Source organism: Cedecea selenatireducens (assembly GCF_042138895.1).
In the GTDB taxonomy this organism is placed as follows: domain Bacteria; phylum Pseudomonadota; class Gammaproteobacteria; order Enterobacterales; family Enterobacteriaceae; genus Cedecea; species Cedecea selenatireducens.
In genome coordinates, this window is the sequence record NZ_JBHIKW010000005.1 from 1 (window position 1) to 25,993 (window position 25,993).

General features: G+C 55.0%; 24 protein-coding genes, 1 tRNA gene and 1 rRNA gene. 10 read left to right on the forward strand and 16 right to left on the reverse strand.

Annotation, left to right across the window (positions count from 1 at the left end):
• Positions 1-112: 112 nt before the first annotated feature.
• Together ACE38U_RS09625 and rrf are read left to right on the forward strand one after the other, a co-directional pair.
• Positions 113-188, forward strand: a tRNA-Thr gene (locus ACE38U_RS09625).
• A 38-nt stretch (positions 189-226) separates the two neighbouring features.
• Positions 227-342: ribosomal RNA gene (gene rrf, locus ACE38U_RS09630) — 5S ribosomal RNA — on the forward strand.
• A 100-nt stretch (positions 343-442) separates the two neighbouring features.
• Here the strand turns inward: rrf and ACE38U_RS09635 are convergent.
• The 5 genes from ACE38U_RS09635 to ACE38U_RS09655 form a co-directional block, all read right to left on the reverse strand.
• Complete coding sequence (locus ACE38U_RS09635) at positions 443-1,201, reverse strand: amino acid ABC transporter ATP-binding protein (RefSeq protein WP_038478283.1); 759 nt, start codon at positions 1,199-1,201, stop codon at positions 443-445.
• An 8-nt stretch (positions 1,202-1,209) separates the two neighbouring features.
• Complete coding sequence (locus ACE38U_RS09640) at positions 1,210-2,313, reverse strand: amino acid ABC transporter permease (RefSeq protein ID WP_375529652.1); 1,104 nt, start codon at positions 2,311-2,313, stop codon at positions 1,210-1,212.
• Positions 2,314-2,322: 9 nt separating this feature from the next.
• Positions 2,323-3,504 (reverse strand): amino acid ABC transporter permease, encoded by a 1,182-nt coding sequence (locus ACE38U_RS09645; protein ID WP_375529653.1) that lies wholly within the window; start codon positions 3,502-3,504, stop codon positions 2,323-2,325.
• A 71-nt stretch (positions 3,505-3,575) separates the two neighbouring features.
• Entirely contained in the window at positions 3,576-4,601 is a 1,026-nt protein-coding gene (locus ACE38U_RS09650; RefSeq protein ID WP_038478292.1) for an amino acid ABC transporter substrate-binding protein, read from the reverse strand.
• Between the two features lie 296 nt (positions 4,602-4,897).
• On the reverse strand, positions 4,898-5,119 hold the full coding sequence (locus tag ACE38U_RS09655) for a putative periplasmic lipoprotein (protein WP_038478295.1): 222 nt from the start codon (positions 5,117-5,119) through the stop codon (positions 4,898-4,900).
• 96 nt (positions 5,120-5,215) lie between these two features.
• Between ACE38U_RS09655 and ACE38U_RS09660 the strand changes: the two genes are divergently transcribed.
• Positions 5,216-5,350 carry a hypothetical protein gene (locus tag ACE38U_RS09660; protein ID WP_255483344.1) on the forward strand — a complete coding sequence of 45 codons (135 nt, stop codon included), beginning with the start codon at positions 5,216-5,218 and terminating at the stop codon, positions 5,348-5,350.
• Between the two features lie 60 nt (positions 5,351-5,410).
• Here the strand turns inward: ACE38U_RS09660 and fis are convergent, their stop codons facing one another.
• The 11 genes from fis to acuI form a co-directional block, all read right to left on the reverse strand.
• Positions 5,411-5,707: a DNA-binding transcriptional regulator Fis gene (fis, locus tag ACE38U_RS09665; protein ID WP_000462905.1), complete on the reverse strand. Its 297-nt coding sequence runs from the start codon at positions 5,705-5,707 to the stop codon at positions 5,411-5,413.
• A 25-nt stretch (positions 5,708-5,732) separates the two neighbouring features.
• Positions 5,733-6,698: a tRNA dihydrouridine synthase DusB gene (gene dusB, locus ACE38U_RS09670; RefSeq protein WP_038478305.1), complete on the reverse strand. Its 966-nt coding sequence runs from the start codon at positions 6,696-6,698 to the stop codon at positions 5,733-5,735.
• A 371-nt stretch (positions 6,699-7,069) separates the two neighbouring features.
• Positions 7,070-7,954: a 50S ribosomal protein L11 methyltransferase gene (gene prmA, locus ACE38U_RS09675; RefSeq protein WP_375529654.1), complete on the reverse strand. Its 885-nt coding sequence runs from the start codon at positions 7,952-7,954 to the stop codon at positions 7,070-7,072.
• An 11-nt stretch (positions 7,955-7,965) separates the two neighbouring features.
• Positions 7,966-9,420 (reverse strand): sodium/pantothenate symporter, encoded by a 1,455-nt coding sequence (gene panF, locus ACE38U_RS09680; RefSeq protein WP_176981489.1) that lies wholly within the window; start codon positions 9,418-9,420, stop codon positions 7,966-7,968.
• The gene (locus ACE38U_RS09685; RefSeq protein WP_038478314.1) at positions 9,410-9,652 is read right to left on the reverse strand and encodes a YhdT family protein; all 243 of its coding nucleotides are present in this window, start codon (positions 9,650-9,652) and stop codon (positions 9,410-9,412) included. Before ACE38U_RS09685 ends, panF begins: the two co-directional genes overlap by 11 nt.
• Positions 9,653-9,764: 112 nt before the next feature.
• The gene (gene accC / locus ACE38U_RS09690; RefSeq protein ID WP_038478317.1) at positions 9,765-11,111 is read right to left on the reverse strand and encodes an acetyl-CoA carboxylase biotin carboxylase subunit; all 1,347 of its coding nucleotides are present in this window, start codon (positions 11,109-11,111) and stop codon (positions 9,765-9,767) included.
• Positions 11,112-11,121: 10 nt separating this feature from the next.
• Positions 11,122-11,601 carry an acetyl-CoA carboxylase biotin carboxyl carrier protein gene (gene accB, locus ACE38U_RS09695; RefSeq protein WP_008454913.1) on the reverse strand — a complete coding sequence of 160 codons (480 nt, stop codon included), beginning with the start codon at positions 11,599-11,601 and terminating at the stop codon, positions 11,122-11,124.
• Between the two features lie 22 nt (positions 11,602-11,623).
• Positions 11,624-12,076: a type II 3-dehydroquinate dehydratase gene (gene aroQ, locus ACE38U_RS09700; RefSeq protein ID WP_038478320.1), complete on the reverse strand. Its 453-nt coding sequence runs from the start codon at positions 12,074-12,076 to the stop codon at positions 11,624-11,626.
• A gap of 231 nt (positions 12,077-12,307) precedes the next feature.
• The gene (gene msrQ, locus ACE38U_RS09705; RefSeq protein WP_375529655.1) at positions 12,308-12,907 is read right to left on the reverse strand and encodes a protein-methionine-sulfoxide reductase heme-binding subunit MsrQ; all 600 of its coding nucleotides are present in this window, start codon (positions 12,905-12,907) and stop codon (positions 12,308-12,310) included.
• On the reverse strand, positions 12,908-13,912 hold the full coding sequence (gene msrP / locus ACE38U_RS09710; RefSeq protein WP_375529656.1) for a protein-methionine-sulfoxide reductase catalytic subunit MsrP: 1,005 nt from the start codon (positions 13,910-13,912) through the stop codon (positions 12,908-12,910).
• A gap of 112 nt (positions 13,913-14,024) precedes the next feature.
• A complete protein-coding gene (gene acuI, locus ACE38U_RS09715) occupies positions 14,025-14,999 on the reverse strand; it encodes an acrylyl-CoA reductase (NADPH) (protein ID WP_375529657.1) in 975 nt (324 codons plus the stop codon).
• A 207-nt stretch (positions 15,000-15,206) separates the two neighbouring features.
• Between acuI and csrD the strand changes: the two genes are divergently transcribed.
• The 7 genes from csrD to yhdP all read left to right on the forward strand — a co-directional run bounded on the left by csrD (position 15,207) and on the right by yhdP (position 25,957).
• Positions 15,207-17,147: an RNase E specificity factor CsrD gene (csrD, locus tag ACE38U_RS09720; protein WP_176981493.1), complete on the forward strand. Its 1,941-nt coding sequence runs from the start codon at positions 15,207-15,209 to the stop codon at positions 17,145-17,147.
• Between the two features lie 306 nt (positions 17,148-17,453).
• On the forward strand, positions 17,454-18,497 hold the full coding sequence (gene mreB, locus ACE38U_RS09725; protein ID WP_000913396.1) for a rod shape-determining protein MreB: 1,044 nt from the start codon (positions 17,454-17,456) through the stop codon (positions 18,495-18,497).
• A gap of 64 nt (positions 18,498-18,561) precedes the next feature.
• The gene (gene mreC, locus ACE38U_RS09730) at positions 18,562-19,548 is read left to right on the forward strand and encodes a rod shape-determining protein MreC (protein WP_008454901.1); all 987 of its coding nucleotides are present in this window, start codon (positions 18,562-18,564) and stop codon (positions 19,546-19,548) included.
• Positions 19,548-20,036 (forward strand): rod shape-determining protein MreD, encoded by a 489-nt coding sequence (mreD, locus tag ACE38U_RS09735; RefSeq protein ID WP_016538424.1) that lies wholly within the window; start codon positions 19,548-19,550, stop codon positions 20,034-20,036. Before mreC ends, mreD begins: the two co-directional genes overlap by 1 nt.
• A gap of 9 nt (positions 20,037-20,045) precedes the next feature.
• Positions 20,046-20,639, forward strand: a complete 594-nt coding sequence (locus ACE38U_RS09740) for a Maf family protein (protein ID WP_375529658.1) — start codon at positions 20,046-20,048, stop codon at positions 20,637-20,639.
• Positions 20,629-22,098: a ribonuclease G gene (rng, locus tag ACE38U_RS09745; protein WP_038478340.1), complete on the forward strand. Its 1,470-nt coding sequence runs from the start codon at positions 20,629-20,631 to the stop codon at positions 22,096-22,098. The genes ACE38U_RS09740 and rng overlap by 11 nt, the downstream gene beginning before the upstream one ends.
• A 46-nt stretch (positions 22,099-22,144) precedes the next feature.
• Positions 22,145-25,957, forward strand: a complete 3,813-nt coding sequence (gene yhdP, locus ACE38U_RS09750; protein WP_375529659.1) for an AsmA2 domain-containing protein YhdP — start codon at positions 22,145-22,147, stop codon at positions 25,955-25,957.
• Positions 25,958-25,993 lie beyond the last annotated feature (36 nt).

The window sequence follows — 25,993 nt, forward strand, 5'->3', positions numbered from 1 at the left end:
ACTACTCTCAGAGAGTAGGACTGACGAACCGAAAGGTGAGTCTGAACGCTGCGAAGCAGCGGCCCGTAGGGTGAACGCAAGTTCATCAACTGCCAGGCATCAAATTAAGCGTGCTGATATGGCTCAGTTGGTAGAGCGCACCCTTGGTAAGGGTGAGGTCCCCAGTTCGACTCTGGGTATCAGCACCAGTTTTTAGGTTTAAGTTCGGCACGTAGAAAAGAATTTGCCTGACGGCCGTAGCGCGGTGGTCCCACCTGACCCCATGCCGAACTCAGAAGTGAAACGCCGTAGCGCCGATGGTAGTGTGGGGTCTCCCCATGCGAGAGTAGGGAACTGTCAGGCATCAAATAAAACAAAAAACCTCAGCTTATTAGCTGGGGTTTTTTGTTTTCTGAATTCGGGAAAACACCATAAAAAAGGCCGCATCAGCGGCCTTTGTCGTTTAATGGATAACCTGAGACAAGAAAGCTCGCGTTCTTTCTGATTTCGGATGGGCAAAAAACTCTTCAGGCGGGGCCTGTTCTACGATCTCTCCGCGATCCATAAAGATAACCCGGTCAGCGACGGTGCGGGCAAAACCCATTTCGTGCGTGACGCAGAGCATTGTCATGCCGGATTCTGCCAGCCCTATCATGGTGTCCAACACTTCTTTCACCATTTCCGGGTCGAGTGCCGAAGTTGGCTCGTCAAAAAGCATGATTTTGGGTTTCATACACAGCGAGCGGGCAATGGCCACACGTTGCTGCTGGCCTCCCGATATCTGCCCTGGGAATTTATGCGCGTGTTCGGCGATTCTCACTCGCTCGAGATAATGCATCGCCAGCGCCTCGGCCTCTTTCTTAGGCATCTTACGAACCCAGACAGGGGCCAGAGTGCAGTTCTGCAGGACGGTTAAATGCGGGAACAGGTTAAAGTGCTGGAAGACCATGCCGACTTCGGTACGGACTTTTTCTATATTCCGCAGATCGTCATTCAGCTCTGTTCCATCGACGACAATACGCCCCTGCTGATGCTCTTCAAGATGGTTGATGCAGCGAATCGTGGTGGATTTTCCGGAGCCCGATGGCCCGCACAATACGATACGCTCACCCTGCTTCACATTGAGATTAATGTCTTTTAAAACATGGAATTGACCATACCACTTATTCACGTTTTCCAGCGTGATCATCGTGTCGGCAGCCTGCGGTGTCATTTTACTCATGATAATCCTTAGTGCGGCGTACGGCCGGTGTGGAAGCGCTTTTCCAGATGCTGGCTATAGCGCGACATGCTGAAACAGAAAATCCAATAGACGATGGCGGCAAAGACGTAGCCTTCTGTCGACATCCCCAGCCAGGCCGGATCAACCGTTGCCTGCTGGACGCTACTGAACAGATCGAACAGGCCGATGATGATCACCAGACTGGTATCTTTGAACAGCGCAATAATCGTGTTTACCAGACCCGGGATCACCAGCTTTAGCGCCTGCGGTAATATCACTAATCCTTGCGTCTTCCAGTAGCCGAGAGCCAGTGACTCCGCTGCCTCATATTGCCCTTTCGGCAAAGCCTGCAGCCCGCCGCGAACCACCTCTGCGACATAGGCAGACTGGAACAAAATCACCCCGACCAGCGCCCGAATCAGTTTATCGATGGTGGTGCCTTCCGGGAGAAATAGCGGCAGCATCACCGAAGACATAAAGAGCACCGTAATCAGCGGTACACCACGCCAAAATTCGATAAACATTATCGAGAGCACTCTCACTACCGGCATGCGTGAACGCCTGCCCAGCGCCAGCAAAATACCCAGAGGTAATGCTCCGGCAATGCCGACCGATGCCACGATCAGGGTGAGCGTTAAGCCGCCCCAGAGACGTGTTTCAACACGTTCCAGACCTAAAAAGCCACCGTACATCAGCCACCAGACGACGACCGGATAAGCTACTGCCCAGCAGGCAATATAGCGGCCGCGATGAGGGAGCGATTTCCAGAACATGACTGCAACGGAAAGCAGCCCAATAATAAGCGCAAGGTTGATTCGCCAGCGCAACTCGTGAGGGTAAAGCCCGTACATGAACTGGCCGAAACGTTCGTGGATAAACACCCAGCATGCCCCGCCTTTAGTGCAGTCGGCTCTGGTCTCGCCTACCCAGTTCGCCTGGAAAACTGCCCAGTTCAGCAGCGGAGGGATAAGCACCCACATCAAGCTGAAACACAGCAGCGTAAGCAGGGTATTCAACCAGCTGGAGAAGAGGTTTTTACGCATCCATCGCCAGACTCGCTCTGCAGAGTTGCCTGTCGGGCGGGCACTGTGCGCCTTCAGAACTTTAATCATCGACATTCCTTAGCGCTCAACCAGGGCAATACGGCGGTTATAGACGTTCATCAGCAGTGAGATAACGAGGCTGATAACCAGATAAACGGACATTGTGATAGCGATGGTTTCGATTGCCTGTCCCGTCTGGTTCAGTACGCTACCGGCAAACAGAGAGACCATATCCGGATAACCAATCGCCGCCGCCAGAGAGGAGTTTTTGACGATGTTCAGATACTGGCTGGTCAATGGCGGGATAATGACTCTCAGCGCCTGAGGCACGATCACCTGCCGCAGCGTCACCTGCTTAGGTAAACCGAGGGACAGGGCGGCTTCATGCTGGCCATAAGGGACCGATTGAATACCCGAGCGAATGATTTCGGCAATAAAGACCGAGGTATAGACCGAAAGCGCCAGCGTTAAAGCCGCGAGTTCAGGGATAAGCACAATCCCGCCGCGGAAGTTAAAGCCGTGCAGAGCGGGAATATCCCAATGTAACGCCGCGCCGAAGATCAAATGTGCAATGAGGGGCAGGGCAACGATCAGCGCGATCGTCACGGGCCAGGTACGACGAATTTGCCCGGTCTTCATCTGATGCATTTTGTTATAGCGATACAGTCCCGCAGAGACGAGAAGCGCAAGCAGCACGGCAGCAGAAAATGCCAGCAGGCCTTCCCCCATAACCGGGGCCGGAAGAGACAGCCCGCGATTGCTCAAATACATCAGGCTGAAAGCATCCAAAGCCTGGCGTGGGCCCGGCAGATTACGCAGAACGGCAAAGTACCAGAAGAAAATTTGCAGCAGCGGGGGGATGTTGCGAAACGTCTCTATATAAAAGGTAGAAAGCTTACGCACCAGCCAGTTATCAGAGAGCCGTGCCAGGCCCACAAAGAAGCCAATAAACGTGGCAAACACGATACAGAGTACGGAGACCAGCAGGGTATTCAGGAGCCCCACAACGAAGACTTTTCCGTAGGTGTCCCCCTGATCGTAGTCAATCAGATGCTGGACGATGCCAAATCCGGCGGCGCGATCGAGAAAGGCAAAGCCGGAGGTAATACCGCGGCTATCCAGGTTGGTGATAGTGTTGTGAATCAGATAAACGGCCACGCCAATCACAAAACTAATGGCGACTATCTGATACAGCCAGGCGCGAACCGAAGGGTTAGAAAAAGATAAGTCGGCCTTCACGGCTGGGCGGTGATGACGCATAAGCAAGCCTCAGTAACAGGAACATAGATCCTGGGCACCGCACCGAGCAGTGCCCTGTTCTGGTATTTCGCTTAGCGAACCGGCGGGGCGTACTGAATACCGCCGTTGTTCCACAGGTTGTTCTGGCCACGTTTGATTTTCAGCGGACTTTGGGCCCCGACGTTGCTCTCGAAGATCTCTGCGTAGTTACCTACCTGCTTCACGATGTTGTAGGCCCACTTGTTATCCAGCTTCAGGTCTTTGCCGAAATCGCCTTCTTTCCCTAGCAGGTGAGCCATATCGGGCGTGGTTGGGTTAGCGGCCATCTGGTCAACGTTTTTAGAGCTGATGCCCATCTCTTCGGCATTCAACATGGCAAACAGCGTCCAGCGCACAATAGAGAACCAGTCATCGTCGCCGCGGCGGACAACAGGCCCGAGAGGCTCTTTAGAGATAACTTCTGGCAGGACGAGCCATTCGGCCGGGTTGCTGAGCTTGATGCGCAGGGCATACAGCTGGGACTGATCTGAGGCCAGGGTATCGCAGCGCCCGGACTCCAGTGCTTTTGCCGACTCATCTGAGCGGTCAAATGTCACCGGCGTGTACTTCATGTTATTGGCTTTGAAGTAGTCGGCGACGTTCAGCTCGGTATCCGTTCCTGCCTGAATGCATACGGTTGCGCCGTCGAGCTCTTTAGCACTCTTCAGGCCGGCTTTATTGTGGGTCAGGAAGCCGATGCCGTCGTAATATGTGACGCCGGTAAAGACCATCCCCATGCCTGCGTCACGAGAGGAAGTCCAGGTGGTGTTACGGGAAAGAATATCGACCTCGCCGGACTGCAGCGCAGTAAAACGTTCTTTCGCCGTCAGCGGGGTGTATTTGACTTTAGAAGCATCGCCGAACACGGCCGCCGCCACGCCGCGGCAAACATCTACGTCGATACCGGTAAATTTGCCGCTGCCGTCAGCGTAAGAAAAGCCCGGCAGGCCGTCACTGATCCCGCATTGCACGAAGCCCTTCTTTTTTACGGCATCCAGCGTGGTGCCTGCATGAGCCTGATTAGCCATCGCGAACAGCGTACCGGTAGCGACCAGAGTGGCGATCATCATCTTCTTCATAAATGCATCCTGTGTGGCGAAATTATCGTTATTGGCGTAATGGCGTCCGGGAGACGCCGTATCCCTGTTCGTAGCAAATGCCCGAGTCATATTCGGTAAAGCAAAGGGGATGCCAGGTTTACGCGGAGTGTCGGATGCAGGAGACGGCTGAAATAAATGAAGAGAGCGAACGGTGAACGCTCCGAAAGAGTGCAATACTGCAACTAACGGCGCATTTCAGAGCAAAATGATTCAGATGTTGCAGGAAGAATAAACAAAAAAGCGCGAGAGGCTCGCGCTTTGATATGAAGAAAGGCTTATTTGGTTAACGCCACGATACCCAGGGCAACGCCTGCCACGGCGGCAGTGCCGGCGGCAATTGCGCCTGCGGTTTCCCAGTTATCCTGGGTGGTGCCTTTCATACAGGTATTGGTGTGCACCAGGCGTCCCTGGTCATCATAGACCGGTACGCAAGGAGACTCGGTCGCGCAGCCTGCCAGAAACGTGGTGAGCAACGCAGCGGCGATGAATTTAGTCATTTTGAACCTCGTTTGAACCAAACGCCGGAACAGGGATCGCTCTCGTAGGTGCCCATAAAGGTACGAAGCTTTCTCGGATGCTGTGCCGGAGTGAATGTGGCTATTTTACCACTGCGTATCAGACCACAGGATTGGGGAATAATTGCAAAGCGTGTGCAGTGTAAACAAAGTGAAGGAAATAGCTCAGCAGCGGCAAATGATGATGAAAAACGTCAGGTCTCAGGTGAATAAAAGAAAAAAGGCGCTTCCCCATGCCGGTTCGCGCCTTTTCACAACACTCGCTGATTAGTATCAGTTCATGCCGTATTTTTTCAATTTCTTACGCAGCGTACCGCGGTTGATGCCCATCATCAGGGCAGCACGGGTCTGGTTGCCACGGGTGTATTGCATCACCATGTCCAACAATGGCTGTTCTACTTCAGCCAGTACCAGCTCATACAGGTCGTTCACATCCTGACCGTTCAGTTGAGCAAAATAGTTCTTCAGTGCCTGTTTCACGGAATCACGCAGGGGTTTTTGGGTTACCTGATCCTGAGAGTTAACGGTAGAAACGGTCAGTACGTCAGAATTTACGCGTTGTTCGAACATAGTTCTGTCAGCTCTTTATTTCTGTTTACGCAAAATTTTCGAAGTATGCCTCCAACGCCTCCAGCTGTACGCTGGCATCCTCAATGGCGTTGAATGTGCGCCGAAACTGGTCATTTGGAGCGTGCTCCTGGAGATACCAGGAGACGTGTTTACGTGCAATTCGGTAACCTTTTACATCGCCATAAAAGCTATGCAGTTCCCGAATGTGCGAGCAAAGTAAGCGCTTCACCTCTGCCAGAGGCAAGGGCGGTAGCAGCTCTCCAGTGTCCAGATAATGCTGGATTTCCCGAAAGATCCAGGGTCTTCCCTGAGCCGCACGGCCTATCATCAGGGCATCAGCCCCCGTATAGTCAAGTACAGCTCTGGCTTTAAGCGGGTCAGTAATGTCACCATTCGCGATAATCGGAATGGAAACTTTCTGCTTAACTGCCCGAATGCTGTCGTATTCAGCATCGCCCTGGAATAAACAGGCGCGTGTGCGTCCATGAATTGTCAGAGCCTGAATCCCACAGTCTTCAGCCAGTTGGGCAATCTCTACACAGTTACGGTGCGCGGGCTCCCAGCCGGTACGAATTTTCAACGTCACAGGAACATCCACTGCCTTCACTACCGTCGTCACGATGTCCTTTACCAGACTCGGGTACTGCAGAAGGGCTGAACCTGCCAGCTTACGATTCACCTTTTTTGCCGGACAACCCATATTGATATCAATAATCTGGGCGCCATTAGCCACGTTTATACGCGCGGCTTCTGCCATCTCTTCAGGTACGCTACCGGCAATTTGCACGGTGCGAATACCCGGTTCATCCACATGTACCATCCGTAAACGGGACTTATCGCTCGCCCAAACTTCTGGGTTAGAGGACATCATCTCGGAAACGGTTAACCCTGCTCCCATCTCGTAGCACAGCGTCCTGAATGGTCTGTCAGTAATGCCAGCCATAGGTGCTGCGATCAGGCGATTTCTGAGCTGGTGGTGTCCGATGCGCATGAGTTAAGAAATGACCATACTGTGCCTGCAAGGCGGCGTATATTACGCATTTTTTGCACGAGATGAAAGGCCAAACTTTGAACAATCCTCTGTCACAGATCAATGAAGCGGCAACAAGCGCGGCCTGAATCAGTAATTAATTCAATTAATCAGTGGGTTAGGATTTTTCGTTTATTTCGTGTTGTTTTAAATTTTCCTGAAAGTTAGCAGAAATATGCTGTCTGACAGAGTGTTTTTACCATATAAACCGCTGTTTTTATGGTCGGTTTTGGGTTTTTTATGCGAACAAGCTCTCATTTTTGGATGCTGATTGCCCACTAAAACTGGCTAAAAACGACACACGGCAGCAGCGCCGTATGTCGTTATTTTCATCAGCTGTGCTTACGACCGGTGATGCGGCACCACTCTTCTTTTTCCGCGACAGGGTCGAGGGTGAATTTATCAGCGTAAGCTTCGCAAACGCCTTCGGCCTGGCTGGCCAGTACGCCAGAAAGGCCCAGGAAACCGCCCTCAACCGGCAGCACGCTGATTAACGGCGCTAACTCACGTAAAGGGCCTGCGAGAATGTTGGCGACCACCACGTCGGCGCTCATGGCTTCTGGCTGGTCTTTTGGCAGGTAAAGCTCAAGACGCTCTGAAACGCCGTTGCGTTCGGCGTTGTCACGGCTGGCCTGAATCGCCTGTGGGTCGATATCAATGCCGATGGCTTTTGCGGCACCCAATTTCAGGGCGGCAATGGCCAGGATCCCGGAGCCGCAGCCGAAGTCGATAATGGTTTTGCCGGCCAGGTCCAGGCCGTCGAGCCACTCGAGGCACAGCGAGGTCGTTGGGTGAGTTCCGGTGCCAAACGCCAGGCCCGGGTCGAGCATCACGTTGACGGCGTTTTCGTCCGGCACATCACGCCAGCTTGGGCAAATCCACAGACGGTCGCCAAAGCGCATCGGGTGGAAGTTGTCCATCCATTCGCGCTCCCAGTCTTTGTCTTCCAGCTGCTCCACTTTGTGGTGGAAGCCCTGGCCCAGCAAAGGACAGTTCTCCAGCATAGCCACGACTTCTTTCATGTCGGTTTCTGCGTCATACAGGCCGATAACGTCGGTGTCGCCCCAAAGGCGGGTTTCGCCAGGCAGCGGCTCAAAGACCGGCGTGTCGTGGGTGTCCTGGAAGGTGACGGAAACCGCTCCGCTTTCAATCAGCGCATCGCCCAGGCTTTCAGCGTTGCCGCCGGTGGTGTTAATTTTCAGTTGGATCCATGGCATGGCGAAACTCTTTATTTATCAGTAGTGGAAACAAGAAGGGGTTCCGGAACGGTATGACCAAATCGGTTACCTATCAGGAACGCCAGCAAGCTTAATAGCAGCGACGGCACAATCGGGTGGAAGCCGAAGAGCTGGAGGCTGAAGCTGGCGAGCACCGCGTACAGCACGCCGCCGACAATCATGCCGCTTAGCGCGCCTGCGGCGTTGGCTTTCTCCCAGTAGAGGCCCAGCACCAGCGGCCACAGGAAAACGGCCTCAAGGCCGCCGAAGGCCAGCAGGTTGAGCCAGATAATCATCTCCGGCGGGCGCCAGGCTGCCAGCATCATCAGCAGGCCCAGCACCAGCGTCGTGGTAGTGGAGATGCGCTTCAGGCGGCTTTCATGACGAATTTTAGCCGGACTTGCACTGAGCCACAGATCTTTCACGATTGTTGCCGACGCCTGCAGCAGGTGCGCGTTAACGTTGGACATAATGGCGGCCATTGGGGCGGCCAGGAATAACCCAGCAGCCCACGGCGGAAGAACCTGCATCATCAGGGTTGGGATCACCAGGTCTGGCACCGTCAGCCCCGGAATAACCGCTCTGCCCAGCGCGCCGGCAAGGTGCATGCCCAGCATCAGAATGGCGACCACAATGGTGCCGATAATAATTCCGCGGTGTACGGCCTTACTGTCCTTATAGGAGATACAGCGCACCGCCGTGTGCGGCAGGCCGATAACGCCGAAACAGACCAGCACCCAGAAGGACGTCATAAAGGTTGGCGTCAGAATATCGCCCGCGCCCTGCGGGCTCACCAGTTTCGGATCGATATGCTCTAACGTCTGTACCGCGTTCCCTAATCCGCCCGCGGCGTGAACAACGCCAACCAGCAGAACGATGGTGCCTATCAGCATCACCATGCCCTGCATGGTGTCGTTGAGTACGCTGGCGCGGAAGCCGCCGAAGGCGGTATACAGGGCGATGGTTATCCCGAAAATCAGCAGGCCGGTTTCGTATTTTATGCCCGCTGCCGTTTCCAGCAGCCTTGCGCCACCGATGAACTGCACGGCAATTGCGCCCACAAAGGCGACCAGCAGGCTGACGCTGGCAATCCAGACGACGGCCCGATTCTGATAGCGAGCCTGCAGCATGTCGTTGAGGGTAATGGCGTTATAGCGGCGCGCCAGGATGGCGAACTTTTTCCCCAGGATCCCCAGAGAAAGCCAGATCGTCGGGATCTGAATCATCGCCAGTAGCACCCAGCCGAGGCCGTATTTATAGGCGGCGCCAGGCCCGCCAATAAACGAACTGGCGCTGATATAGGTGGCGGTGAGCGTCATTGCCAGCACAAAACCGCCCATCGAACGGCTCCCGAGGAAATACTCGCTCAGGAAAGTGCCGGAGCTGCGTTGGCGCATGGCGTAGAAGGAGAGACCAAAGACCGCTATCAGGTAGACAACCAGCACGGCAATGACTTCATTTTGCATGGTCATCTCCCAGAGGAATATCGCGGAAAATGGTTTTCACCATCAGCCAGCAAAGCAGGATAAACAGCAGCGGCACCAGCAGGCAGGCCATCTCGAACCAGTGCGGTAACCCGGTGATGCCCTGGGCATTATCAGGTAAGTAAGCAGCCACTAACCACGCGGCAAGATACAGCAGGGTCAGCCAGAGCGCCCAGCGCGCTTCTTTATGGGCCTGAACAAAACGCTTGTCCATTTTTGTCCCTTGAGTTCGCGGAAAGCGGGGATTGTAACGCATCCATCCAGCGGGGGAATACAAAAAGAAAAGGCCGGAGATCCGGCCTTTTGTCGACATGTTCAACGGAAACTTAGTGCTGAAGACCGAGTTTCTTCTCCAGATAGTGGATGTTAGTTCCACCGTGCTGGAAGTTTTCGTCGTTCATGATTTTGGTCTGCAGCTCGATGTTGGTTTTGATGCCATCGATAATCAGTTCCGCCAGGGCGTTTTTCATGCGGGCAATAGCCACTTCACGCGTTTCGCCGTAGCAGATGAGCTTCCCAATCATTGAATCGTAGTACGGCGGTACGGTGTAGCCGGCGTAGATATGCGATTCCCAACGCACGCCAAAACCACCAGGCGCATGGAAGCGCGTGATTTTGCCCGGGCTTGGCAGGAAGGTGTTCGGGTCTTCGGCGTTGATACGGCATTCCACCGCATGGCCGGTAACGTGAACGTCTTCCTGTTTGATGGACAGCGGCTGACCGGCAGCAATGCGCAGCTGCTCTTTGATCAGGTCCACGCCGGTGATCATTTCGGTAACCGGGTGTTCTACCTGAATACGGGTGTTCATTTCGATGAAATAGAACTCGCCGTTTTCGAACAGGAACTCGAAGGTCCCTGCGCCGCGGTAGTTAATGTCGATACAGGCTTTTGCACAGCGGTCGCCGATGAATTTACGCAGCTCAGGCGTGATGCCCGGCGCTGGCGCTTCTTCAACAACTTTCTGGTGGCGGCGCTGCATGGAGCAGTCACGCTCGGCCAGATAGATAGCATGACCCTGGCCGTCGGCCAGCACCTGAATCTCGATATGGCGTGGGTTCTCGAGGTATTTCTCCATGTAAACCATGTCGTTGTTGAAAGCCGCTTTGGCTTCCGCACGGGTCATGTTGATGGATTGCTCGAGTTCCGCGTCGCCGCGCACTACGCGCATGCCACGACCGCCGCCGCCGCCGGACGCTTTGATAATAACCGGGTAGCCGATGCGTTTCGCATGGGCACGGTTTTTATCCATGTCGCCGTCCAGTGGGCCGTCAGAGCCTGGTACCGTCGGTACGCCAGCCTGTTTCATCGCGGTGATCGCGGAAACTTTGTCGCCCATCAGGCGGATAGTTTCAGCTTTCGGACCGATGAAGATAAAGCCGGAGCGCTCAACCTGCTCGGCAAAGTTGGCGTTTTCAGACAGGAAGCCATAGCCCGGGTGAATCGCTACCGCGCCGGTGATTTCCGCCGCGGAGATGATGGCCGGGATGTTCAGATAGCTTTTTACGGACGGAGCCGGGCCGATACAGACCGTCTCATCCGCCAGTAATACGTGTTTCAGATCGCGATCCGCGCTTGAGTGCACGGCGACGGTCTTGATGCCCAGTTCTTTACAGGCACGAAGAATACGCAGGGCAATCTCGCCGCGGTTGGCGATGACAATTTTATCCAGCATGTTCGCCTCGTTACTCGATGACGACCAGCGGCTCGTCAAATTCTACCGGCTGACCATTTTCAATCAGAATCGCTTTCACCACACCGGCTTTATCAGATTCGATCTGGTTCATCATTTTCATTGCTTCAACGATGCACAGGGTATCGCCAACGTTAACTTTCTGGCCCACTTCCACGAACGCTTTTGCGTCAGGGCTTGGGGTACGGTAGAAGGTACCGACCATTGGGGAACGTACGATGTGACCACTGACTTCAGCAGCTGCAGGGGCTTCCATGGCTGGGGTTGCGGCTGGCGCAACGGCCTGGGCCAGACCCGGTTGTGGCTGAGGCTGGTACATTGGCGCAGCGTAGGCCTGTTGCATCATTGGGAAACCAGCGTTTGCCGGTGAGCGGCTGATACGTACAGACTCTTCGCCTTCAGAAATTTCCAGTTCAGCGATGCCTGATTCTTCAACCAGCTCGATCAGTTTTTTAATCTTACGAATATCCATGAGTGGGTTCCGTACTCTTTGTTTAGATGGATTTTGACAGGCGTTTTACCGCCGTCTGTAGTGCATATGAATAGCCATCAGCGCCTAATCCGCAGATCACGCCGACGGCCTTATCTGAAAGATATGAATGATGGCGAAACGGTTCACGTGCGTGCACATTGCTGAGGTGAATCTCGATAAACGGGATATCCACCGCCAGTAACGCATCGCGCAGCGCAACGCTGGTATGCGTGAACGCGGCCGGATTAATCAGGATAAAGTCGACAGTGTCTTTGGCCTGATGAATTCGGTCAATCAACGCATACTCCGCGTTAGATTGCAGGTGGCTGAGCGTTACGCCAAGGTTTGTTGCCTCTGCCTCAAGCGTGTTAACAATTTCTGCTAACGTTTGGTGGCCGTACTTGTCCGGCTCCCGCGTGCCCAGCATGTTCAGATTAGGGCCATTCAAAAGCAAAATGTGAAATTCACCCGACATCGTGCTGCCATCTCCCGCAATTAGTAGGCAATTTACAAAATATACCTAAGTTTTCCGGTTGTCACCTTTTCGAGCCGAAAATGGGCGTCAGAAAAAACCGAAGTCGCACATTATAACGATTTCGTAGCATTTGGCAGCTAAATACTGGTCTTATCAGGGAAGATGATCAACCGGTATCCGGAGAACGATACCGATTGATGTTTTTTCTGCGGAGAAGCACACGCTCTGTGGCTAGCGCCACCACTGGCGAAACTTCTTGTAGCGAAGTGCAAGAAGGATGATAGCCCCCAGCGCATAAAGCAAGGGCTGAGGGGACAAAATCTTAACCGACCAGAGGAAATGAATCGGCGCGAGGATCGACACCAGATAGACGAAGTTATGCAGTTTCTGCCAACGGGCGCCTAAAAAACGCTGTGCCCGCTGGGTGGACGTGACGGCCAGCGCCAGCAGGATAATCCAGCAGATGATGCCCAGCGTCAGGTAAGGGCGGCTCACTAACTCCTGGCCAAGCAGGCCAAGATTGCTTATTCCCAGCTCCAGCAGCGAATAGCTGGTGAGATGCAGCGTCGCCCAGACAAAGCACCAGACGCCCAGCAGGCGTCGGGTACGAATCAATAGCGGCTGCCTGGCGTAGCGTGCCAGCGGCGTAATCAGCAGCGTTGCCAGCAGCAGTTTCAGCGCCATTCTGCCGGTAAAATGCTGGATATCTTTCGCCGGATCGGCGCTGAAAAGTCCCTGGCTTGCCGCGTAAAACAGCCAGACGAAGGGCAGGAAAGCGGCGAGATGAAGCGCCACTTTGAGCCAGGTTATCTGTTTTACCGTCAGTCTCACTCAGAAGTTCTCCTTCAGATTAAGACCGCGATAAAGCGAAGCTACCTGGTCAGCATAGCCGTTAAACAGCAGCGTCGGCTGGCGCTTAACGTCCAGTACACCACCCGAGCCGATAAAGCGCTCCGAGGCCTGAGACCAGCGAGGATGATCGACGTGAGGATTCACGTTCGCGTAGAAACCATATTCATTCGGTGCGGCAAGGTTCCAGGTCGTCGGCGGCAGTTCGCTGACCAGCTTGATGCTGACGATAGATTTAATGCCCTTAAAGCCGTACTTCCACGGCACAGTGAGGCGAATCGGCGCGCCGTTTTGCGGCGGCAATGCCTTACCGTAAACGCCTACCGTTAACAGCGTGAGCGGATGCATCGCTTCATCCAGCCGCAATCCTTCTACATAAGGATATTGCAGGCCACCGCCGATGAACCGGTCTTTCTGCCCGGGCATTTGTTCCGGGTCATTAAGCGTTTCAAAGGCAACGTACTTTGCGTTGCTGGTGGGCTTAACCATCGCCAGCAGCTTATGGAGCGGGAAGCCAATCCACGGCACGACCATCGACCAGGCCTCAACGCAGCGCATGCGGTAAATGCGTTCTTCGAGCGGGAAGCGTTTATACAGATCGTCGTGATCCAGCGTCATGGGTTTAGCCACCTCGCCGCTGATTTTGATCTGCCACGGATCGGTTTTCAGCCCGCCGGCGTTAGCGGCAGGATCGGCCTTATCCGGCCCAAATTCGTAGAAGTTGTTGTAGCCGGTAACCTTGTCTTCCGGGGTCAACGCCAGCTTTGCCTGATACTCTTCTGGTTTACTGAACGTCAGGGGTTTGCCGGAAGGTGCCGCCGGGCGATCGTTACCTTTGAACCACGAAAGAATATCGGCGTTTGCGGTTTGGGGGAGCGACAGGGCGGCAGCGCTGATGCCCAAAGCCTTCAGCACCTGGCGGCGCTTCATCATAAACACGGATTCTGGCGTAACGTCGGCTTCGGTGAGCCGGGTGACCTTTTTCATGACGTTCTCCTCGTAGCGATAGCCTAAGCATGACCGAGAGAAAGCGTTCCGGCGAATATGTCACGAAAAATTGAAATTTGAGGAGCGACAGAATGTCACTCCTCAGGCGGTATCAGCGTACTTTTACCAGGGTTCTTCCCTGAATGGCGTTGTTAATGATGTCGCTGGCGTACTTTGGTGCGTCTGCAAGGCTAATTTCGGTGGTCGCCTGCTGATAGAAAGACTCCGGCAGGTCGCGTACCAGGCGTGCCCAGGCGGCGGCACGGCGTTCCGGCGGCGTCATCACCGAATCCACGCCCTGCAGGCGAACGTTACGCAGGATAAACGGCATCACGGTGGTTGGCAGCGCGAAGCCACCGGCTAAACCACAAGCTGCCACGCAACCGCCGTAGTTCATCTGCGCCAGGACTTTCGCCAGCACTTTATCGCCCACGGTATCCACGGCACCGGCCCACAGCTGTTTTTCCAGTGGGCGTGTTTCGGCAAACTCGTCGCGGCCCAGAATGCGGTCAGCGCCAAGGCTCTTGAGGTAATCGTGTGTGCTCTCGCGGCCGGACACGGCGGCCACTTTATATCCCAGCTTGTGCAGCAGGGCGACCGCGGTGCTGCCCACTCCGCCGCTTGCGCCGGTCACGACTATTTCACCGCTTTCTGGCGTCACGCCCGCGTCTTCCAGCGCCATAACGCAAAGCATGGCGGTAAAACCGGCGGTACCGATGATCATCGCTTTACGCGCGTCTAAACCTTCCGGTGTAGCAACCAGCCAGTCACCGTTGACACGGGCGGCCTGTGCGAGACCACCCCAATGGTTTTCCCCTACGCCCCAGCCGGTAAGTAATACCGCCTGACCAGGCTGGAAGCGAGCGTCTTCGCTGGCGTGGACTTTGCCTGCAAAGTCGATACCCGGCACCATCGGGAAATTACGGATAATTTTGCCTTTGCCGGTGATGGCCAGCGCGTCTTTATAGTTCAGGCTGGAGTAATCAATTTCCACCGTAACGTTGCCTTCAGGCAGCGTGGCGAGCTCAATAGTTTTTACCGCGGCCACGGTTTGGCCTTCGGACTGTTCCAGGATTAATGCCTGCATGGGCGCTCCTCGGTCGGTAGCAATGGGAAAAAAATCTTAGCAGACTATACTCCGATACTGATGTGAAGAGCCGACTTACCGCAATAAATGCTCAGAAATTCCCGAGGGGTTTCGTTTGCCTGGGGTCGACCTTTGCTATTTAATGCTTCCTCCTTTGGGGCCCATGATGAGTGTGGTTAATTTTCACTAACCGGAGTTAACACAAGGATGCGATTAACGACGAAACTCTCAGCTTTTATCACCCTTCTCACCGGGCTTGCGATTATCGTAACGCTGGTGGGGTGCCTGTTAAGCTTCTATAACTCGGTCCATGATAAAACTCAGCAGCGTATCCTGACCGTTGCCACCATTATTGATAATCAGCTGGTTTCACATTCACCCCAGCAGCTCGCGGATCGCTTCAGCGAACTGATGATGCCGGTTGATATTACGGAAATTCGCCTGCTGGCGGATAAAAGCTACCTTTTCCTGCACGCTTTACCCGAGGGCTATCGCCCGACGGGCACGCAATACACCTACCGCACCCTCAATGTTGCCCTGATGAAGCACCCAGGGATGACCCTGAATTTGACCTATCGTGACCCGATTTCCGTCTACTACCACGCGATGTTTACCACTACGCCATTGACTGCGGCGGTCGCTTTTATGCTGGGGGTTCTGTTCATTGCAGGGCGCTGGCTCAAGCGTCAGCTTTCAGGGCAGGAGCTTTTAGAAATAAGGGCCGGGAAAATCATTAGCGGGGAACGTGGGGCGGAGGTTCGCGGCACCGTGCATGAGTGGCCGCCGCTGGTGAGCAGCGCGCTGGATACCTTACTTTCAGATTTGCAAAGCGCCGGCGAGCAGCGCAGCCGTGTGGATACCCTGATCAGGGCCTTTGCCGCTCAGGACATTAAAACCGGGCTGAATAATCGCCTGTTCTTTGATAACCAGCTGGCAACGCTGCTGGAAGGCCAGGAGCAGGTCGGCGCCCACGGCGTGGTGATGATTATTCGCCTGCCGGATTTCGAGCTGTTAAAAGAGACCTGGGGCAACGGCCCGGTAGAAGAATATTTATTCACTTTGGTTAATCTGCTCTCAACCTTTGTGATGCGCTATCCCGGCGCTCTGCTGGCTCGCTATTTCCGCAGTGATTTTGCGGTTCTGCTGCCGCACCGTACCCTAAAAGAGGCCGACGGTATCGCCAGCCAGCTGCTGAATTCCGTCGATGCGCTGCCGCCCACCCGAATGGTCGACCGGAGCGATATGCTGCACATCGGCATTTGCGCCTGGCGCAGTGGGCAGACAAAAGAACAGGTGATGGAACATGCGGAAATCGCCACCCGCAATGCCGCTTTCCAGGGGGCAAACAGCTGGTCGGTCTACGACGACAAGCTGCCGGAGCAGGGGCGAGGCAACGTGAAGTGGCGCACCTTGCTTGAGCAAATCCTGAAGCAAGGCGGCCCACGTTTTTACCAGAAACCTGCGGTCGATCGCGACGGTGCCGTTCTTCACCGTGAAATCATGTGCCGTATTTTTGACGGCGAGCAGGAAGTCTTGTCGGCAGAGTATATGCCGATGGTCAGGCAGTTCGGTTTGTCAGAGCAATATGATCGGCAGGTGGTGTCCCGGCTTTTGCCGCTGCTGAACTTCTGGCCGGAAGAAACCCTTGCGATTCAAATCACCGTCGACTCGCTGATCCGTGCGCCATTCCAGCGCTGGCTGCGTGATTCTCTGATGCAGTGCGAAAAATCGAAGCGCTCACGGATTCTTTTTGAACTTGCTGAGGCAGATGTATGTCAACACATCAGCCGTTTACAACATGTTGTTCGCTTAATCACCGCATTAGGGGCAAGGGTGGTGGTTATCCAGGCGGGGTTAACGGTGGTCAGCACAACCTATATTAAAGAGCTGGATGTGGAGTTGATCAAGCTGCATCCTGGTCTGGTCAGAAACATCGGCAAGCGTACCGAAAACCAGCTCTTTGTTAAGAGCCTGGTTGAGGCCTGTAACGGCACGCGAACCCGTGTTTTTGCTACGGGAGTGAGGACCCGAGGCGAATGGCAGACGCTGATTGATAACGGGGTGGCAGGGGCACAAGGTGATTTTATCGCCGCATCTCAGCCGCTTGACAGTAATGTGAAAAAATATTCACAAAGATACTCGGTTTAACCTGCCGTTTGCCATTATTTCACGTAGAATAACGCGCGCTGCATCTCAAGGGGGCTAGTCAGCCTGCCGGCCAGATTGTCGCAGCCGTTATGAACCGGTTTGCTGCTGTTAGCTGTTCGTTTATTCTACCGCGTTTGCTGCATTTCTGAACGCCACGTAGGAAGACGTTTCAAAAGTGTAACAGCCGTAGTGAACTGCACTATTTTTCACCGTTGCAGAACATTTTTGCGCCTTGTCGCTGTAGCGTGTGGTTGGTAAAGTAAGCGGATTTTGTATCCGCCCCAGCTTTCAGGATTATCCCTTAGTATGTTGAAAAAATTTCGTGGCATGTTTTCCAATGACCTGTCCATTGACCTGGGTACTGCGAATACCCTGATTTATGTGAAAGGACAAGGCATCGTACTGAATGAGCCCTCCGTCGTGGCCATTCGCCAGGACCGTGCCGGCTCGCCGAAAAGCGTTGCGGCCGTGGGCCATGATGCTAAACAGATGCTGGGCCGTACGCCGGGCAATATCGCGGCTATTCGTCCGATGAAAGACGGCGTTATCGCTGACTTCTTCGTGACCGAGAAAATGCTGCAGCACTTTATCAAACAGGTTCACAGCAACAGCTTCATGCGCCCAAGCCCGCGCGTGCTGGTGTGCGTGCCGGTAGGGGCTACCCAGGTTGAACGTCGTGCTATCCGTGAGTCCGCTCAGGGCGCCGGTGCACGTGAAGTATTCCTGATTGAAGAACCAATGGCTGCGGCAATTGGCGCAGGCCTGCCGGTTTCTGAAGCAACCGGCTCGATGGTTGTGGATATCGGTGGTGGTACCACCGAAGTGGCCGTTATCTCCCTGAACGGCGTGGTTTACTCCTCTTCCGTGCGCATCGGCGGCGACCGCTTTGATGAAGCCATTATTAATTATGTGCGCCGTAACTACGGTTCTCTGATTGGTGAAGCTACCGCTGAACGCATCAAGCACGAAATCGGTTCTGCCTACCCAGGCGACGAAGTGCGTGAAATCGAAGTTCGCGGTCGTAACCTGGCTGAAGGTGTTCCACGCGGCTTTACCCTGAACTCTAACGAAATCCTCGAAGCACTGCAGGAGCCACTGACCGGTATTGTTAGCGCGGTTATGGTTGCGCTGGAACAGTGTCCGCCAGAGCTGGCTTCCGATATCTCCGAGCGCGGTATGGTACTGACCGGCGGTGGCGCATTGCTGCGTAACCTCGATCGCCTGCTGATGGAAGAGACGGGTATCCCGGTAGTAGTTGCAGAAGATCCACTGACCTGTGTTGCCCGCGGCGGCGGCAAGGCACTGGAAATGATCGACATGCACGGCGGCGACTTGTTTAGCGAAGAGTAACAGCCACAGGACAGGGGGAGCTTTCGGCTGCCCCTGCTTGCTGGTTTGGGAATACGCATAGCCTATGAAGCCAATTTTTAGCCGTGGCCCGTCGCTACAGATTCGCCTTATCCTGGCGGTGCTGGTGGCGCTTGGTGTCATTATCGCCGACAGCCGCCTCGGTATGTTCAGCCAGATTCGAACATACATGGATACTGCCGTCAGTCCTTTCTATTTTGTCTCTAATGGTCCCCGTGAATTACTCGACAGCGTGTCTCAGACGCTGGCCTCGCGCGACCAGCTTGAACTTGAAAATCGGGTTCTGCGTCAGGAGCTAATCCTGAAAAACAGTGAACTGCTGATGCTGGGTCAATACCGGCAGGAAAACGCGCGCCTGCGCGAGCTGCTGGGTTCTCCACTGCGTCAGGATGAGCAGAAAATGGTCACCCAGGTTATCTCTACCGTTAACGACCCTTACAGCGATCAGGTCGTTATCGATAAAGGCAGCGTCAACGGTGTTTACGAAGGCCAGCCGGTCATCAGCGATAAAGGCGTTGTCGGCCAGGTTGTCGCGGTCGCAAAACTGACCAGCCGGGTGCTGCTGATTTGTGATGCAACCCACGCGCTGCCAATTCAGGTGCTGCGTAACGATATTCGCGTGATTGCCGCGGGTAACGGCTGTACTGACGATCTCCAGCTCGAGCATCTGCCGGCCAATACCGACATTCGCGTCGGGGACGTGCTGGTGACTTCCGGGCTCGGTGGCCGCTTCCCTGAAGGTTACCCGGTTGGGGTTGTATCATCGGTTAAGCTGGATACTCAGCGTGCCTATACCGTGATCCAGGCTCGTCCAACCGCCGGTCTGCAGCGTTTGCGTTACCTGCTGCTGCTGTGGGGTGCGGACAAAAACGGGTCGTCGCCAATGCCGCCTGAGGAAGTCCACCGCGTGGCCAATGAGCGCCTGATGCAGATGATGCCTCAGGTTCTGCCGCCGCCGGGTTCAATGGGCCCGCCAGCGCCGGTCCCTGCACCTGCCACCGGCATTACCCAGCCTGCTACGGGAGCACAGTAGTGGGAAGTTATCGTAGCCAGGGCCGTTGGGTTGTCTGGCTTTCATTTTTGATTGCCCTCCTGTTGCAGGTAATGCCCTGGCCGGATGACCTAAAGTTTTACCGGCCGGATTGGGTATTGTTGATTCTGCTTTACTGGATTTTAGCCCTGCCGCACCGCGTTAATGTTGGGACGGGTTTTGTTGTGGGTGCCATACTGGATTTGATCAGCGGCTCCACGCTTGGCGTACGCGCTCTATCATTAAGTATTGTGGCTTACCTGGTGGCGCTGAAATACCAGCTTTTCCGTAACCTCGCCCTTTGGCAGCAGGCGCTGGTCGTCATGCTGCTCTCGTTAGTCACCGACATCATTGTTTTCTGGTCAGAATTTTTAGTGATCAACGTCTCTTTCAGACCGGAAGTGTTCTGGAGTAGTGTAGTTAACGGTATCCTGTGGCCCTGGATTTTCCTGTTAATGCGCAAAGTTCGCCAGCAATTCGCTGTGCAATAAAAGGTAAACATGACTACGTTGTATCTGGCATCCGGTTCGCCTCGCCGTCAGGAGCTTCTGACCCTGATGGGTGTCTCTTTCGAACGCCTGGTTCCAGGCATTGAAGAACAGCGGCAGCCGCACGAAAGCGCGGAGCAGTACGTCCGTCGCCTGGCGCGTGAAAAAGCGCAGGCTGGCGTGGCGTTGGCCGTCAAGGATTTGCCGGTACTGGGTGCAGATACGGTAGTTATCTTTAACGGCGAAGTGCTCGAAAAACCGCGGGATACTGAGCATGCCGCTCAGATGCTGCGCCTGCTTTCAGGAAACCAGCATCAGGTGATGACGGCGGTGGCTATCGCCGACGCGAATCAGGTGCTGGAAGCGTTAGTGATAACCGAAGTGACGTTTCGCAGCTTATCCGAACAGGATATTGCCGGCTATATTGCCAGCGGTGAGCCTATGGACAAAGCCGGTGCCTATGGCATTCAAGGGCTTGGTGGCTGTTTCGTTAAAAGGATTAATGGCAGTTATCATGCAGTGGTGGGATTACCGCTGGTGGAAACTGGTGAGTTGCTGAGCAATTTTCACGCGCTGCGTGACGGACGAGGAAAAGATGACGGCTGAATTATTAGTCAACGTTACCCCATCAGAGACGCGGGTAGCCTATATTGACGGTGGCATACTGCAAGAGATTCATATCGAGCGCGAAGCGCGCCGCGGAATAGTAGGGAATATCTACAAAGGTCGCGTTAGCCGGGTGCTGCCTGGAATGCAGGCGGCATTTGTAGATATTGGCCTGGACAAGGCGGCTTTCCTTCATGCTTCTGACATTATGCCGCACACCGAGTGCGTAGCCGGTGAGGAGCAAAAGAACTTTAGCGTGCGCGATATCGCCGAACTGGTTCGCCAGGGGCAAGATTTAATGGTGCAGGTGGTGAAAGATCCGCTGGGCACCAAAGGCGCACGCCTGACCACCGACATTACGCTTCCTTCCCGCTATCTTGTCTTTATGCCGGGCGCATCGCACGTTGGCGTTTCCCAGCGCATTGAAAGCGAAGCCGAACGTGACCGCCTGAAGCGCATCGTGAATGAATATTGCGATGAGCATGGGGGCTTTATTATTCGTACGGCCGCGGAAGGCGTCTGCGAAGAAGATTTAGCCTCTGATGCGGCTTACCTGAAGCGAGTCTGGACCAAGGTCAGCGAGCGCAAAAAGCGTAATCAAACCCGCTATCAAATGTACGGCGAGCTGGCCCTGGCGCAGCGAGTACTGCGTGACTTTGCCGATGCGGCATTGGATCGTATCCGCGTTGATTCCCGCCTGACTTATGAAATGCTGCTGGAATTTACCGCCGAGTACATGCCGGAGATGACCGGTAAAATCGAGCATTACAGCGGCCGGCAGCCCATTTTCGACCTCTATGACGTTGAGAACGAAATCCAGCGTGCCCTTGAGCGCAAGGTGGAGCTGAAGTCCGGCGGTTATCTGGTCATCGATCAGACCGAAGCGATGACCACGGTAGACATCAATACCGGCGCGTTCGTTGGCCACCGCAATCTCGACGACACGATTTTCAATACCAATATCGAAGCCACTCAGGCCATCGCGCGCCAGCTTCGGTTACGTAATCTGGGCGGCATTATCATCATCGATTTTATCGACATGAGTAATGAAGATCACCGCCGTCGCGTGCTGCATTCTCTCGAGCAGGCGTTGAGTAAAGATCGCGTGAAAACCAGCATTAACGGCTTCTCCCAGCTTGGCCTGGTCGAGATGACCCGTAAGCGCACGCGCGAAAGCGTAGAGCATGTGCTCTGCAACGAATGTCCGACCTGCCACGGCCGCGGCACGGTAAAGACGGTCGAAACGGTCTGCTATGAAATTATGCGTGAAATCGTTCGCGTGCATCATGCCTACGATTCTGACCGTTTCCTGGTCTATGCTTCTCCTGCGGTAGGTGAAGCGTTGAAAAGCGAAGAGTCTCACGCGCTGGCCGAAGTAGAAATCTTTGTAGGTAAACAGGTCAAAGTCCAGATTGAGCCGCTCTACAATCAGGAGCAGTTCGACGTCGTTATGATGTAAATGTGCGGATGCGCATTTTGCCCGTAAGGCTGACAAGGAGAGAAAGGTGAGGCGACTGCCCGGCATTCTGCTGCTCACAGGCGTAACGCTGGTTGTTATCGTCGCGCTGCTGGTGAGTGGCCTGCGGCTCGTTTTGCCGCACCTGGATGCCTGGCGGCCTGCGCTGCTGGACAAGATTGAGGCGGCTACCGGCGTGCCGGTTGAGGTCAGCAATTTACGGGCAAGCTGGGAGAATTTCGGCCCTACGCTTGACGTGCGTGATGTTAAAGCCGGGCTCAAAGACGGCGGTACGTTGAGCATCAAACGCGTGACTCTGGCGCTGGATGTCTGGCAGAGCCTGCTTAACTTCCGCTGGCAGTTTCGCGATCTGACCTTCTACCAGCTGCAAATGCGCACCAATACGCCGCTCAGCCAGAACGGCGGTGATAGTACGCTGGAAGCGGATAAAATCAGCGATCTCTTCCTGCGTCAGTTCGATCACTTCGATCTCCGCGACAGCTCCCTTAGCTTTTTGACGCTCTCCGGCCAGCGTGCCGAACTCTCGATTCCTCAGCTAACCTGGCTCAACGGTAAAAACCGGCATCGGGCGGAAGGTCAGGTGAGCTTATCCAGCTTCAACGGCCAGCACGGCGTAGCCAACGTCCGCATGGATCTGCGGGATGAAAACGGCATTCTGAACAACGGCAAGGTCTGGCTGCAGGCTGACGACGTGGACGTGAAGCCCTGGCTGGGCCGCTGGATGGAAGACAATGTTGACCTGAAAAGCGCCCGTTTTAGCCTCGAAGCCTGGATGGACGTGAAGGAAGGCGATATCAGCGGCGGCAGCGTCTGGCTGAAAAAAGGCGGGGCAAGCTGGCCGGGAACCGACAGCGTGACGCATACGCTTTCGGTCGATAATCTTACCGCGCAGGTCAGCCGCGAGAAATCCAGCTGGCAGCTTTCTATTCCTTCCACCAACATTACTCTGGATGACCAGACCTGGCCAAAAGGCTCGCTCTCCGTGGCCTGGATAGCGCCGCAGGACGTGGGGGGTAAACAAAGCCAGCGCAGCGACGAACTCCGGGTGCGTGCCAGCAATATGGAACTGGCTCGCTTCAACGGCCTGTTGCCGATCGCCGCTAAAATCTCGCCTCAGTTTGGTGACATCTGGACTTCGCTTCAGCCCCAGGGCCACATCGACGTGCTGGCGCTGGATATTCCGCTCCAGCAAACCGAGCAGACCCGCATGCAGGCGCGATGGAATGACGTGAGCTGGAAGCAATGGAAGCTGTTGCCTGGGGCGGAACATTTCTCTGGCTCGGTGACCGGCAGCGTCGCAAACGGGCAGCTTAACGGCGTAATGACCGACGCTAAAATGCCGTACGAAACCGTCTTCCGTGCGCCGCTTGAAATTGAAAAAGGGGCAGCCACACTCGCCTGGCAGAAAAACGCCGAGGGCTTTCAGTTAGACGGCAAGAACATTGACGTTAGGGCTCGCTCCGTTTGGGCTCGCGGCGATTTCCGCTACTTCCAGCCAGCCAGCGGCGATCCGTGGCTGGGAATTTTAGCCGGGATCAGCACCGATAACGGCGCGGACGCCTGGCGTTATTTCCCGGAAAACCTGATGGGTAAAGAGCTGACGGATTACCTCAGCTCGGCGATTCAGGGCGGCCAGGCGGACAACGCCACGCTGGTCTACGGCGGCAACCCACATCTGTTCCCCTACGAGCATAACGAAGGCCAGTTTGAGGTTTACGTTCCGCTCCGCAACGCCAAATTTGCCTTCCAGCCGGACTGGCCGGCGCTGGAAAATCTCGATATCACGCTCGACTTCATCAATAACGGGCTGTGGATGAACAGCAACGAGGTCAAGCTGGGTGGCGTAACGGCCACTAACCTGACGGCGAACATTCCTGATTACGCCAAAGAAAAGCTGCTGATTGATGCCGACATCAACGGGCCTGGCAGCGCGGTAGGCCCTTATTTCAAAGAGACGCCGTTGGAGGATTCACTTGCCGCCGCGCTCGATGAACTCCAGATTGGCGGCGATGTGAATGCTCGCTTACATCTCGATATCCCGCTGACCGGCGAAATGACGACGGCGAAAGGCGACGTTCGACTGAACAACAACACGCTGCTTATCAAACCGCTGGACAGTACGCTGCATAATCTGAGCGGTAAATTCAGCTTTACCAACGGTGACCTGCAGAGTGAGGCGATGAGCGCCAGCTGGTTTAATCAGCCGGTAAGCCTGAACTTCAACACCAAAACCGGTGATAAAGACTACCAGATTGGCGTTAACCTGAGCGGCGACTGGCAGCCCAATAAAACCGGCGTTCTGCCGAAGCAGGTCAACGACGCGGTTAGCGGCAACGTGATGTGGAAAGGCGATGTGGGAATTACGCTGCCTTATCACGGCAGCGCCAGCTACAAGGTCAATCTGGCGGGTGATCTGAAGAATGTGAGCAGTCACTTACCTGCTCCTGTCGATAAAAAAGCCGGGACAGCTCTGCCGCTGAGTATTGCCGTTAAGGGTGACCTGAAGAGCTTTAATCTCACCGGTAATGCGGGCGCGCTAAATCACTTCTCCAGCCGCTGGCTGCTGAATAAAAAACTGACCCTGGACCGGGCCATTTGGGCTACCGACAGTAAAACCGTGCCTCCGCTTCCGGAGCAGCCGGGCGTTGAGCTGGATCTGCCCGCGATGGATGGCGCCCAGTGGCTGGCGCTCTTCAGCGAAGGGGCTGCAGACAGCGTAGGCGGTTCGGCGGCATTCCCGTCGGCCGTTACTCTGCGCACGCCAGCCTTAACCCTGGGGGGCCAGCAGTGGCATAACCTGAGCCTGGTTTCTCGTCCGGTGCTGAACGGCACTCAGGTGGAGGCTCAGGGGCGTGAAATTAATGCCTCACTGAGCATGAAAAACAACGCGCCGTGGCTCGCCACCATCAAATACCTTTACTTCAACCCGAACTGGAGCGTAATCCCTGGTGGTGCTAACGGCACGGCCCCGCTTCAGGTGCCGGAAAACGGCGATGCAATTAGCTTCCGGGGCTGGCCAGACATGCAGCTGCGCTGCGCTGAGTGCTGGCTGTGGGGGCAAAAATATGGCCGCATCGAAGGGGATGTGAAGATCAACGGCGATACGCTGCAGCTGGCTAACGGGCTGGTGGATACCGGGTTTGCCCGCCTGACCGCCGACGGCGAGTGGGTGAATAAGCCGGGCACCGAGCGCACCTCGCTTAAGGGCAAGCTTAAGGGTGACAAGCTGGACGCTGCGGCCAACTTCTTTGGCGTGAAAACGCCGCTGCAGGGCTCTTCTTTCGACGTTGATTACGACCTGCACTGGCGAGCGGTGCCGTGGAAACCTGATGAGGCTTCGCTTAACGGCATTCTGCATACCAGGCTGGGTAAAGGAGAGATCACCGACGTCAGCACCGGCCATGCGGGCCAGCTCCTGCGCCTGGTCAGTTTTGACGCCCTGCTTCGCAAGCTGCGCTTCGACTTTAGCGACACCTTTGGCAGCGGCTTCTATTACGACTCGATTCGCAGCACGGCCTGGATAAAAGACGGCGTATTGCATACTGACGATACGCTGGTGGATGGGTTAGAGGCGGATATCGCCATGAAAGGCTCGGTGGATTTAGTCCGCCGCGAGCTGAATATGGAGGCGGTAGTTGCGCCTGAAATCTCCGCCACCGTCGGGGTTGCCGCCGCCTTTGCCGTTAACCCTATAGTCGGTGCCGCCGTGTTTGCGGCCAGTAAAGTGCTTGGCCCGCTGTGGAGCAAAATTTCCGTCCTGCGCTACAGCATCACCGGCCCGGTCGACAAACCGCAAATTAATGAAGTGCTGCGCCAGCCACGTACCAGTGAAGCTCACTGATTTGACGTTAGCGGTTAATTGCCGCAAGCTCCATTA